This window comes from Actinophytocola xinjiangensis, from assembly GCF_001921215.1.
GTDB lineage: Bacteria > Actinomycetota > Actinomycetes > Mycobacteriales > Pseudonocardiaceae > Actinophytocola > Actinophytocola xinjiangensis.
The window spans coordinates 69,568-81,973 of sequence record NZ_MSIF01000021.1 but is presented as its reverse complement, the minus strand read 5'-3'; the positions used below and the strand labels follow the sequence as shown (position 1 = coordinate 81,973).

10 protein-coding genes are annotated in these 12,406 nt (G+C 70.1%); 7 read left to right on the top strand and 3 right to left on the bottom strand.

The window, feature by feature from the left end; genetic code table 11:
* Positions 1–28: 28 nt before the first annotated feature.
* Together BLA60_RS31570 and BLA60_RS31565 are read right to left on the bottom strand one after the other, a co-directional pair.
* Entirely contained in the window at positions 29–829 is an 801-nt protein-coding gene (locus BLA60_RS31570; RefSeq protein WP_075136686.1) for an SAM-dependent methyltransferase, read from the bottom strand.
* A gap of 134 nt (positions 830–963) precedes the next feature.
* A complete protein-coding gene (locus BLA60_RS31565; protein WP_075136685.1) occupies positions 964–1,551 on the bottom strand; it encodes an SACE_7040 family transcriptional regulator in 588 nt (195 codons plus the stop codon).
* Positions 1,552–1,735: 184 nt separating this feature from the next.
* On the opposite strand from BLA60_RS31565, the gene BLA60_RS31560 reads away from it, so the two are divergent.
* The 4 genes from BLA60_RS31560 to BLA60_RS31545 all read left to right on the top strand — a co-directional run bounded on the left by BLA60_RS31560 (position 1,736) and on the right by BLA60_RS31545 (position 7,368).
* Positions 1,736–2,524 (top strand): SGNH/GDSL hydrolase family protein, encoded by a 789-nt coding sequence (locus BLA60_RS31560; protein WP_084735484.1) that lies wholly within the window; start codon positions 1,736–1,738, stop codon positions 2,522–2,524.
* Between the two features lie 114 nt (positions 2,525–2,638).
* Positions 2,639–4,252: a carboxyl transferase domain-containing protein gene (locus tag BLA60_RS31555; RefSeq protein ID WP_075136683.1), complete on the top strand. Its 1,614-nt coding sequence runs from the start codon at positions 2,639–2,641 to the stop codon at positions 4,250–4,252.
* A gap of 5 nt (positions 4,253–4,257) precedes the next feature.
* Entirely contained in the window at positions 4,258–6,204 is a 1,947-nt protein-coding gene (locus tag BLA60_RS31550) for an ATP-binding protein (RefSeq protein WP_075136761.1), read from the top strand.
* A 3-nt stretch (positions 6,205–6,207) separates the two neighbouring features.
* Positions 6,208–7,368 carry an acyl-CoA dehydrogenase family protein gene (locus BLA60_RS31545; protein ID WP_075136682.1) on the top strand — a complete coding sequence of 387 codons (1,161 nt, stop codon included), beginning with the start codon at positions 6,208–6,210 and terminating at the stop codon, positions 7,366–7,368.
* Positions 7,369–7,422: 54 nt separating this feature from the next.
* Here BLA60_RS31545 and BLA60_RS31540 read toward each other — a convergent pair whose 3' ends face one another.
* The gene (locus tag BLA60_RS31540) at positions 7,423–8,046 is read right to left on the bottom strand and encodes a hypothetical protein (RefSeq protein ID WP_075136681.1); all 624 of its coding nucleotides are present in this window, start codon (positions 8,044–8,046) and stop codon (positions 7,423–7,425) included.
* A gap of 211 nt (positions 8,047–8,257) precedes the next feature.
* On the opposite strand from BLA60_RS31540, the gene BLA60_RS31535 reads away from it, so the two are divergent.
* The 3 genes from BLA60_RS31535 (at position 8,258) to BLA60_RS31525 (ending at position 12,390) form a co-directional block, all read left to right on the top strand.
* On the top strand, positions 8,258–10,090 hold the full coding sequence (locus tag BLA60_RS31535; protein ID WP_154814758.1) for a Xaa-Pro dipeptidyl-peptidase: 1,833 nt from the start codon (positions 8,258–8,260) through the stop codon (positions 10,088–10,090).
* Positions 10,087–10,938 (top strand): hypothetical protein, encoded by an 852-nt coding sequence (locus BLA60_RS31530; protein ID WP_075136679.1) that lies wholly within the window; start codon positions 10,087–10,089, stop codon positions 10,936–10,938. Before BLA60_RS31535 ends, BLA60_RS31530 begins: the two co-directional genes overlap by 4 nt.
* A gap of 141 nt (positions 10,939–11,079) precedes the next feature.
* Entirely contained in the window at positions 11,080–12,390 is a 1,311-nt protein-coding gene (locus BLA60_RS31525) for an FAD-binding oxidoreductase (protein WP_084735482.1), read from the top strand.
* The last annotated feature ends 16 nt before the right edge of the window (positions 12,391–12,406 follow it).

Sequence of the window (12,406 nt, the reverse complement as noted above, 5' to 3'; positions counted from 1 at the left end):
ATCCACTCACCGACCGATCCGGGCGGTCTCACACCTTGCGGGCGACGCCGGCGTAGAGCCCGTCCTTGTCCGGGGTCTGCGCGTCGGACGCCCGCTCGGGACGCCACTGGGAGGTGGTCACCAGTCCCGGCTCGACGAGTTCGAAGTCACCGAACAGTGCGGTGACCTCGTCCCGGTCGCGCGCCATGATCCGGTTCTGTGACTGCTTCATACCCTCGGTGACGTTGGTCAGTTCGAGGAAGTCGTTGGTGAGGTGGGTGATCGCCAGACAGCTGCCCGGGCAGACAGCGTCCCGGTAGGCCCCGAACACCCCGTCGGGGTCGTGTTCGGTCAGGACGTAGTGCCCGATGGTGATGGCCAGAATGCCGATGGGCTGGTCGAAGTCGAGTAACTGTCTGGTGCGCGGGTCCTGCAGGACGAGCAGCGGCTTGACGATGTCCGCGTGCACCATGGCCGCGTTCTCGTTGTCCTTCAGGATGAGCTGGCTGTGCGCGACGGCGACGTGTTCGTTGTCCACGTACACCACGCGCGTGGCCGGGTCGATCTCCTGGGCGATCTCGTGGACGTTGCCGACGGTGGGGATGCCGGAGCCGAGGTCGAGGAACTGGCGGATTCCCTGGTCGAGCATGAAGAGCACGGCCCGGCGCAGGAACGCGCGGTTGACTTGCGCGAACCGCTTCACCTCCGGCTGGACGGCCAGCATCTTCTCCACGAACGCGCGGTCGACGGCGAAGTTGTGGTTCCCGTCGAGCAGGTAGTCGTAGGACCGTGCCGCACTGGGTTTCTCCAGGTCGACAGTGGTCGGAACCCAGTCGGTCTGCTGTGCCACCGTTCACCTCTCCGTTTCGGATCCGTGACCGAAACACTACTGACCGGTGCCTGCCGCCCGGGGGCGGGTTCACTCGGATGTACCAGCGTTTCGGCGCGGCGGAGCCGGGTCGGGATCGGTGCTGATGGCGGGGGTCAGCTGGCGGTGGACAGGTCCGAGTCGGGCAGTCCGGTGGCCATCCCGGCCAGGGCGCCGGTGGCCATCTCGCGCAGCATCGTCGCCATCCGGTCGCGGCCGAGATGGCGGCTGTGCGGGGTGGAGTTGATGAGGCCGAAGGCGGCGTGCGCGGCGGCGCGGGCGGTCGGCTCGTCGAGATCGGGCCAGGCGTCGCGGATCGCCCGCACCCACACCTCGACGTAACGCCGTTGCAGGGCACGGACCCGGCGCCGGTCGGGGTCGGTGAGGTTGCCGAGGTTGCGTTCCTGGACGGTGATCAGCGACGGGTTGTCGAGGGCGAAGTCGACCTGGAAGCGGATCAGTTCGCGCAGGACGTCGGTGGGGGCGGCGGCGTCGCGTCGGCGTTGGCCGCCGTCGAGCAGGGTCTCGCTGATGGAGGTCAGCATCTCGCCGAGCATGGCGTCCTTGCTGCGGAAGTGTCGGTAGAGCGCGGGGCCGGAGACGCCGACGGCGGCACCGATCTCGTCGATGCCGACACCGTGGAAGCCGTGGCGCGCGAACAGTTCCGCCGCCGCTGCGAGGATCTGCTCCCGGCGAGTCACCATCCGCCCAGCCTACCGACCCCCTTAACGACCGCTAACCCCGAGGCGGTACCGGCCTGCCGCTGGGCGGAGCAGTGAGCTGGGCCGAACGCGCCCATCTGGCAACGGTTAACGACTAACGAACTAATTTCCTACTTCGTGTGCGAATGGTGAGATGAGGGGTCGGGATTCCCTGCTGGAGGTAATAATGCGCCTCTCTCGTTCACTCGCCGTGGCTGTGTTCGCGGCCCTTTCGTTAGTCGGAATTGCCGCGCCGGCCTCCGCCGAGGCCGCCGGAAAGTACGTCGCTCTCGGTGACTCCTACGCCTCGGGCACCGGTGCCGGCAGCTACGGCGACTCCGGCGGCTGCAAGCGCAGTGCCAACGCCTACGCACAGTTGTGGGCCAACGCCAACTCCCCGTCGGCCTTCTCGTTCGTCGCCTGCTCGGGCGCGGTGACCTCGGACGTGCTGAACAACCAGGTCAGCGCCCTGACCTCGGACACCGCGCTGGTGACGATCTCCATCGGCGGCAACGACGCCGGCTTCGCCGACGTGATGACCGACTGCAACCTCGGCTCCGACGCCAGTTGCGTGAGCCGCAACAACGAGGCGCAGGCCTTCGCCCGCAACACGCTGCCGGGTCGGCTGGACAACGTGTACGCCCAGATCGACAGCCGGGCGCCGAACGCGCAGGTCGTGGTGCTCGGCTACCCGCACATCTACGAGCTGGGCGGCTCCTGCTCGGTCGGCCTGTCCGAGACCAAGCGCGCGGCCATCAACTCCTCCGCCGACGTGCTCGCGCAGGTCATCTCGGCGCGGGCCGGCGCCTACGGGTTCACCTTCCTGGACGGTCGGACGGCCTTCGACGGTCACGAGATCTGTGCCAGCGGCACCCGGTGGCTGCACAGCCTCACCTGGCCGATCGGCGACTCGTATCACCCGAACGTGGCCGGTCACCGCGACGGTTATTACGCCGCGCTCAACCGGGTGGCGTGAGGGTCGAAAAGCGTTTCGGTGCGGCTCGCACGGTGCTGGAGCCGGGTGGACGGTCACGTTAGAGACCGCTAACATTGCCTCCGTAGGTTAACGATGACTAACCTGTGGAGCGAGATGGACGCACCCGTCCTGCGCAGCGCGGCCGACCCGGCCGACCCCGCGTTCCAGCGGTACGTCAAGGAGCACGCTGCCCTGGTCGACGACCTGGCGGCCCGATCCGCCACCGCCGCACGCGGCGGTGGCGAGAAGGCCCGCCAGCGCCACGTCGACCGGGGCAAGCTCCTGCCGCGCGACCGGGTCGAGTCCCTGCTCGACCCGGGATCGCCGTTCCTGGAGCTGTCCCCGCTGGCCGCCACCGGCATGTACGCCGACGAGGCGCCCGGTGCCGGGATCATCACCGGCATCGGCCGCGTCAGCGGCCGCGAGTGCGTCGTGGTCGCCAACGACGCCACCGTCAAGGGCGGCACCTACTACCCGATGACGGTCAAGAAACACCTGCGCGCGCAGGAGGTGGCGCTGCACAACCACCTGCCGTGCGTCTACCTCGTCGACTCCGGCGGCGCGTTCCTGCCCCGCCAGGACGAGGTCTTCCCCGACCGCGAGCACTTCGGCCGCATCTTCTTCAACCAGGCCACCATGTCCGCGCGCGGCATCCCGCAGGTCGCCGCCGTGCTCGGCTCGTGCACCGCCGGTGGCGCCTACGTCCCGGCGATGAGCGACGAGGCGGTCATCGTCCGCGACCAGGGCACCATCTTCCTCGGCGGCCCACCGCTGGTGAAGGCCGCCACCGGTGAGGTCGTCAGCGCCGAGGACCTCGGCGGCGGCGACGTGCACGCCCGCCGCTCCGGGGTCACCGACCACCTCGCCGAGGACGACGCGCACGCGCTGCGCATCGTCCGCTCGATCGTGAGCACGCTGGGCCCGCGCGCCCCCCGCCCGTGGGAGGTCGCGCCCACCGAGGAACCCGCCGTCGACCCCGCGCAGCTCTACGGGGTGGTCCCCACCGACTCACGCACCCCCTACGACGTGCGCGAGGTGATCGCCAGGGTCGTGGACGGCAGCCGGTTCCGGGAGTTCAAGAAGGAGTACGGGACCACGCTGGTCACCGGCTTCGCCAGGATCCACGGCCACCCGGTGGGCATCGTGGCCAACAACGGCGTGCTGTTCGGCGAGTCCGCGCTCAAGGGCGCGCACTTCATCGAGCTGTGCGACCAGCGCTCCATCCCGCTGGTGTTCCTGCAGAACATCACCGGGTTCATGGTCGGCCGCGCCTACGAGGAGGGCGGCATCGCCAAGCACGGCGCCAAGATGGTCACCGCCGTGGCCTGCGCGCGGGTGCCGAAGTTCACCGTGATCGTCGGCGGCTCGTTCGGCGCCGGCAACTACTCGATGTGCGGGCGCGCGTACTCGCCCCGGTTCCTGTGGATGTGGCCCAACGCGCGGATCTCGGTGATGGGCGGCGAACAGGCCGCCTCGGTGCTGGCCACCGTGCGCCGCGACCAGCTCGAGGCGCGTGGCGAGGCGTGGCCGGTCGAGGACGAGGAGTCCTTCAAGGACCCGATCCGCGAGCAGTACGAGGACCAGGGCAACCCGTACTACTCCACCGCCCGGCTCTGGGACGACGGCGTGATCGATCCGGCCGACACCCGCCAGGTGCTCGGCCTGGCGCTGTCGGTCGCGGCCAACGCTCCCCTGGAACCGGTCCGCTACGGCGTCTTCAGGATGTGACGATGGTGTTCTCCACGGTGCTGGTCGCCAACCGGGGCGAGATCGCGGTGCGGGTCCACCGGACCCTCGCCGGCCTCGGTGTGCGCGCGGTCGCGGTGTACACCGACGCCGATGCCGGCGCGCGGCACGTGCGTGAGGCCGACGAGGCGGTGCGCGTCGAGAGCTACCTGTCGATCGAGGCGATCCTCGACGCCGCACGGGAAACCGGCGCGCGGGCGGTGCACCCCGGCTACGGCTTCCTGGCCGAGAACGCCGAGTTCGCCAGGGCCTGCGCGGCCGCCGGGCTGGTGTTCGTCGGCCCGCCGGCCGGCGCGATCGACGCCATGGGCGACAAGATCCGTGCCAAGCGCACGGTCGCCGAGGCCGGGGTGCCGGTGGTGCCCGGCCGCACGCTGTCCGGCATGTCCGACGCCGACCTGGTCGAGGCGGCCGCCGAGATCGGCTACCCGGTGCTGGTCAAGCCGTCGGCCGGCGGTGGTGGCAAGGGCATGCGCCGGGTCACCGACCCGGCCGAGTTGCCGGCGGCGCTGGAGTCAGCGCGGCGCGAGGCCCGTGGCGCCTTCGGCGACGACACGCTGCTGGTCGAGCGGTTCGTGCGCAACCCCCGGCACATCGAGATCCAGGTCCTGGCCGACGCCCACGGCACGGTCGTGCACCTCGGCGAGCGCGAGTGCAGCCTGCAACGGCGCCACCAGAAGATCGTCGAGGAGGCCCCGTCCCCGCTGCTGTCCGATGTGGACCGTGAACGGATGGGCGCGGCGGCCGTCGAGGCGGCCCGCGCCGTCGGCTACACCGGCGCCGGGACCGTCGAGTTCATCGTCGCCGGTGACCGGCCGGACGAGTTCTTCTTCATGGAGATGAACACCCGCCTCCAGGTCGAGCACCCGGTCACCGAACTGGTCACCGGCCTCGACCTGGTCGCCGAGCAGCTCAAGGTCGCCGCCGGCCACCCGCTGGCCTTCGGCCAGTCCGACGTCGTCCTCGACGGGCACGCGGTGGAGGCCCGCGTCTACGCCGAGGACCCGGCCCGCGACTTCCTGCCCACCGGCGGCACCGTGCTGGCCCTGACCGAACCGACCGGCCCCGGCGTACGGGTCGACTCCGCGCTGGCCGCCGGCACGGTCGTCGGCTCGGCCTACGACCCCATGCTGGCCAAGGTGATCGCCTGGGCCCCCGACCGGGCCTCGGCGCTGCGCCGGCTGTCCGTCGCGCTGGCGCACACCACCGTGCTCGGCGTCGGCACCAACATCGCGTTCCTGCGCGCCCTGCTCGCCGACGACGACGTGGTCGCCGGCCGCCTGGACACCGGCCTGGTCGAACGCGGCCTGCCCCGGCTGACCCGCGCCGAGGTCCCGGACATCGTGCTGGCCGCCGCCGCCCTCGACGAACTGCTCGACCTGCGCCCGACCGGCGCGGTCGTCGACCCGTGGACCGTGCCCGACGGCTGGCGCCTCGGCGCACGCGCTGGCATCCCGTTCCGCCTGGCCTGCGGCGACCGTCAGGTCACCGTGCTGGTGCGGGGCGGGACCGTCGAGGTCGACGGCGGCGACCCGGTCCCGGCCTCCGCGCGCCGCGACGGCGACGTCCTGGAGGTGTCCTTCGCCGGCCGCACGACCACGTTCCGCCGGGCCCAGTCGGGCGACACGCTGTGGCTGGCCGCCGGCGGACACACCTGGGCGGTGGCCGAGCACTCGCTGCTGGAGGGCGAGTCGGCCGCGTCGGCCGCTGGCGGCCCGGTGACCAGCCCGATGCCGGGCACCGTGCTGGTGGTCAAGGCCGCCGTCGGCGACCTGGTCACGGCGGGCACCCCGCTGGTGGTCGTCGAGGCGATGAAGATGGAGCACACCGTCACCGCACCGGTCGACGGTGTGCTCACCGAACTCGCTGTGCGCGCCGGCCAACAGGTCGCGCTCAACCAACCCCTTGCCGTGGTGACCCCACCGGAGGAGTAAGCCATGATCGACTTTCGGCTGGACGACGAGCACGAGACCCTGCGCAAGACCGTCGAGGAGTTCGCGCACGAGGAGGTCGCGCCGGTCATCGGCGGCTTCTACGAGCGCGAGGAGTTCCCGTACGACCTGGTCGCCACGATGGGCCGGATGGGCCTGTTCGGCCTCCCGTTCCCGGAGACCTACGGCGGCATGGGCGGCGACTTCACCGCCCTGTGCGTCACCCTGGAGGAGCTGGGCCGGGTCGACTCGTCGGTCGCCGTGACCCTGGAGGCCGGCGTGTCGCTGGGCGCGATGCCGCTGTACCGCTTCGGCACCGAGGAGCAGAAGACCGAGTGGCTGCCGCGACTGTGCTCGGGTGAACGCCTCGGCGGCTTCGGCCTGACCGAGCCCGGCAGCGGCTCGGACGCCGGCGCCATGCTCACCACCGCGCGCCTGGACGGCGACGAGTGGGTGATCAACGGGACGAAGTCGTTCATCACCAACTCCGGCACCGACATCACCGCGCTGGTGATCGTGGCGGCCGTCACCGGCACGAAACCCGATGGTGGCAAGGAGATCTCCACCATCATCGTGCCGTCGGGCACCCCCGGTTTCACCGTGTCGAGGAAGTACTCGAAGGTCGGCTGGAACGCCTCGGACACCCGCGAGCTGTCGTTCAGCGACTGCCGGGTGCCGGCGGCCAACCTGCTCGGCGAGCGCGGCCGGGGCTACGCCCAGTTCCTGTCCATCCTGGACGAGGGCCGGATCGCGATCGCCGCGCTGGCGGTGGGTCTGGCCCAGGGCTGCGTCGACGAGTGCCTGCGGTACGTGCACGAGCGGGAGGCGTTCGGGCACAAGATCGGGGAGTACCAGTCGATCCAGTTCAAGATCGCCGACATGGAGGCGCGGGCGCACACCGCGCGGCTGGCCTACTACGCGGCGCTGGCGAAGATGGGGCGCTCCGAGCCGTTCAAGAAGGAGGCGGCCGTGGCGAAGCTGACCGCGTCCAACGCGGCCATGGACAACTCCCGCGACGCCACCCAGATCTTCGGCGGCTACGGCTTCATGAACGAGTACCCGGTGGGCCGCTTCTACCGCGACGCCAAGATCCTGGAGATCGGCGAGGGCACCAGCGAGGTCCAGCGCATGCTGATCGCCAGGGAGTTGGGCCTGGGCGTCGGCTGAGGGACCCCTCCCCGGGCCCGGCGGTAGAACCCCTGTCGGTGCTGGCCGTGCTGGTCAGGGGGCTGACGTGGCGGTGCGGAGCCGGTCGTCGATGTCGGGCAGCCAGAAGCACAGCTCCAGGGTCTTGATGGTGGCCCAGCGGGCGTGCTTGCGGCTCTGGGTCACCAGCACGACGGCGGTGACCACGAACAGCGCCGCGCACACGGCGGCGACCGCCGGCCGGGGTCCGGCGACGGCCTCGACCACCGCCGCCACGGCGCCGGCGAGCAGCGGTGGGGTGCAGTTGCGCAGCATCACGCCGGTGGCGCGGGTCCGGTTCACGTGCGTCGCGGCCTCGTCGTCGTGCAGTTGCAGGGCGGCGAGCAGCAGGAACGGGTCGGCGCGAACGTAGTCACGGTCCCGGGCGGCCGGGGTGCGGCCGATGAACTCGGCCAGGGCGTCGTGGCGGCGCCGGTTGGGCACGAGCCGGGACACCAGCGCGCCGAGCGGGTAGGCGAGGTAGCCGAGCAGGTAGCTCAGCAGCACGGCGCCGACGACCACCAGGAAACCCGGCAGGCCCAGCACCGCGGCCGGTTCGAGCAGGTTCAGCCGAAAGGCGAGATAGCCGAGTAAGGAGAGGTAGAGCGACCCGGGGATGGAGTAGGCGAACAGGTCGAAGACACCGACGGCGATGGTCACCGGGGTGACGATATGAGGGCCCCGGCGGTGGCGGCCGCCGAGGCCGGTGCAGCGCCGGCCGATGGCCGGGTTTGCGTTGGCAATGCTAGACCAATTCGGTCCCGGGACCAACGGGTGGACGGGAAATCACCATCTGGTGTGAATCCAGGCTTAGGATGATCGTCACTTGCCCTGCGCTCCCCCGGAGGCCCCCATGCGCCGGTCACGTCGGATGTTTGTTCTTGTCGCGGCTGTCGTGCCCCTGGTCGTCCCCCTGGTCGTCGCGACACCGGCCAGCGCCGAGCCCCGAGGCTCGGACCTACCGGAGACACCGTCGTGGCTGCGGTTCGCCGACGGGGTGAGCGCCCCCCAGTTCGACCTCGCCGACGCCGTCGAGGAGACGCTGTTCGTCGAGACCGAGGTGGACAGTGATCACGACGGGCAGCGTGACCGGGTGCGGATCCAGCTGTCCCGGCCGGGGGAGACCGAGACCGAGGGCATCAAGGTCCCGGTGATCTTCGAGCACAGCCCCTACCGGTACGACCTCGGCGACGAGCCGAACCACAACGTCGACTTCACGGTGTTGCCGCAGGAAGGGCTCCAGGGCAGGAGCGTCGCCGCCGCCTCGGCCACCACCGGCCCCCGCCCGGACCTGGACAGCGTGCTCGACGACGACTGGGTACCGCGCGGGTACGCGGTCGTGCTCGGCGAAAGCATCGGCACCGGTTACTCCGACGGGTGTCCGTCGGTCGGGGGAATGAGCGAGACGCTCGGTGGCAAGGCGGTGATTGACTGGCTCAACGGCCGGGCGCGCGCCTGGACCGAGGCCGGCGACCCGGTCGACGCCGACTGGACCACCGGCGACGTCGCGATGACCGGCGTCTCCTACAACGGGACGCTGCCCAACCAGGTCGCCACCACCGGTGTCGACGGCCTGCGCACGATCGTCCCGATCTCGGCCATCGCCAGCTGGTACGACTACTACCGGGCCAACGGCCTCGTCCGCGCGCCGCACTCCGCCAGGAGCGCCGTCGGCGTCAACCGGTACCAGGGGGAGGACCTCGACGTCCTCGCCTACCTGATCGAGGGTGAGAAGCGGCGGGACAAGTGCTCCTTCATCACCGAACCGATGCTCCAGTACTCCGATCGAACCACCGGTGACTACAACGAGTACTGGCACGAGCGGGACTACCTGCACCGCGCGGGCGGCATCGAGGCGAGTGTGTTCGTGGTGCACGGCCTGGAGGACTACAACGTGATGCCCAGGGCGTTCGCGTCCTGGTGGTCGCAGCTGGAGCGTAACGACGTGCCGCGCAAGATCTGGCTGCACAAGGACGGCCACGGCGGCCCGCGAGGCGTGACGAACTACCAGCACACGCTCAACCGCTGGATGGACCACTGGCTGTTCGGTGTGGACAACGGCGTCATGGACGACCCGATGGCCGACGTGCAGCGCCCCGACGGCGCCTACGTTCAGTACGCCGACTGGCCGGCCCCCCAGGCCCGCGACACCCGCCTGCGCCTCGGTGCGACCAACGCCACCGACCCCGGCACCCTCACCACACGTCCGACGAATGGCCCGCGCCAGTCGTTCGTGGACGCCGGTCGCGAACTGGCGATCGACACCGCGCTGCTGCCCGGTCCGGACACCGCCAACCCCCACCGTCTCGTGTACACCACCGCCCCGCTGACCGAGGACGCGTTGCTGAGCGGAACGCCGTCGGTGTCGCTGCGCGCGTCGGTCGACAACCGTAACGCCGCCAACCTGACCGCCGTCCTGGTCGACTACGGTCCGTCCGGGCCGGTGATGGTGACGCGCGGGTGGATGGACGTGCAGAACCGCCTGTCGGACGAGCGCAGCACCCCGATCCGCCAGGGCAAGGAGTACACGTTCACCTGGGACCTGGAACCCGACGACCACGTCTTCGCCGCCGGACATCGCGTCGGCCTGGTCATCGCGTCGACCGACCAGCAGTTCACGCTGCGCCCACTGCCCGGCACGGCGCTGACGGTCAACCCGTCGAAGAGCACCATCACCCTGCCGATCGCCGGAGGGCTGCGATGAAGCGCCTGGCGGTCCTCACCCTGGCCTTCGCCCTGGCGCTGCCGGCGGCGCCCGCCGCGGCCGACACCCCGACCTCCTGCGCGGTCACCCTGGACTGCACGGCCGAGGACATCAACCGGATGACGATGAACGAACGACTGACGTTCGTCCGCGCGATGCAGTCCGGCCACGGCGCCGAACTGGGCGTGAGTGACAGCTGGCGAAACATCGAAGGCGTCATCACCTTCTTCCGCGACAAGGGCCTGGGCGCGCCCGGCACCTGGGTCTCCTATGTGGACGCCGGAATCGTGGAAGGAATCGAACGCGGCCTGGCCATCGCCCGGGATCCCTCCGCCGACGATTTCGGCAACCCCGGCTCACAGCTGTGGGCGGACTACATCACCGGATCACACCCGAACCGGGCCGCCCACGACCGGGCGTGGAGCCTGGCGGAGCAGGCTTCCACCGAGCACGGGGTGGCGCTGGCCGAGGGGCACGGGCAGTACGCGACGGCCGTGGAGGAACGGTTCTACCTGTTCTCGGAGACCTACCGGTGGGCGCTGCGGAACCGGCCGGTGGGGTTGGATCTGTTGCTGGTCTACGGGTGGCTGATCGATCCCGGGCTGGCGGGGCAGCGGATTCCGTTCTACGACTGGTTCACCGATGTCCGGGAGTCCGCGCCTTCCTATCGTGGGTGCGAGATGGCCTACGGTTTCGCCCAGCTGCATCCGATCGAGGGTGTGTTCGGGTTCGCCGGACTGTTCCTTTCCTATGTGACGTCACTGTTCGAGGCGTATTCGGCGGAGGGTGTCCCAACCCCGGCCGGCCAACACCCACCCAGGCCGGTCGGGTCCGGCCCGAACGGCTAGGGCCACCCGCCGAGCTGGCCGGACGACACCACCACCCCACCCCCCACTGGTTAGCGACGCGAACTTTTCTCAAATCGGGGTTAGCATCGAGGTGTGAGCCGCTCACCTGCACTGATAACCCACGACGATGCTCTGCGCGTCTTGCGGGCACAGCTCGTGGGCCTCCCCGACGGTAGTCCCATCCGACTGGCCAAGCCGACCTCCAACCTGTTCCGCTTCCGTGATCCGGCCCCGGTCAACGCGCTGGACGTGAGCGCCTTCACCCGGGTCCTGCACGTTGACCCGACCACGCGCACGGCCGACGTGGGCGGCATGACCACCTACGAGAACCTCGTCGACGCGACGTTGCCGCACGGGCTGATGCCGACGGTCGTCCCGCAGTTGCGGACGATCACGATCGGGGGCGCGGTCGCGGGCCTGGGCATCGAGTCCTCGTCGTTCCGGGCCGGGATGCCGCACGAGGCCGTCCTGGAGCTGGAGATCCTGACGCCGGACGGGGACATCGTCCTGGCCACTCCGGACAACGAGCACCGTGACCTGTTCTTCGGATTTCCGAACTCCTACGGCACCCTGGGCTACGCACTGCGGCTGCGGATCGAGCTCGCGCCGACCCGGCCGTTCGTCGCGTTGCGGCACATCGGGTACGGATCGGCGGCGGAGTGCGCGTCCGCGATCGACGAGGTGTGTGCCGATCCGGAGATCGACTTCGTGGACGGCACGGTCTTCGCCGGCAACGAGATGTACCTGACGTTGGGCCGGTTCACCGACTCGGCACCGAGGGTGTCCGACTACACCGGTGGGCGGATCTACTATCACTCGGTCCGGGACCGCGCAGAGGACTACCTCACCACGCGTGACTATCTCTGGCGGTGGGACACCGACTGGTTCTGGTGTTCGAAGGCGCTGGGGGCGCAGCACCCGCTGGTCCGGCGTCTGTGGCCCCGGCGGTACCTGCGGTCGGACGTCTACCGCCGGATCGTCGCCCTCGACCGGCGGTACGAGTTGTCCGCGCGGGTGGACCGGGTGCTCGGGCGACCGGTGCGGGAGCCCGTCATCCAGGACATCGAGGTGCCGCTGGGCCGGCTGGCCGAGTTCCTCGAGTTCTTCGATGACGAGATCGGCATCCGACCGGTCTGGCTGTGCCCGGTCCGGCTGCGCGAGTCGCACGGCTGGCCGCTCTACCCGATGCCACCCGGGGAGCTGTTTGTCAACGTCGGATTCTGGGCAACCGTCCCGTTAGGACACGGGGAGGGGCCGGGGCACCACAATCGCCTGATCGAGAGGAAGGTCACCGAGCTGGGGGGTCACAAGTCGCTGTACTCCGATTCGTACTTCACCGAGGATGAGTTCTGGCTGCGGTACGACGGCGGGACCTACCGCAAGCTCAAGGAGATCTACGACCCGCGCGGTCGGCTTCCTGACCTGTACGCGAAGTGCGTCGGCAACCAATAGACGGGAAGGAGTGACC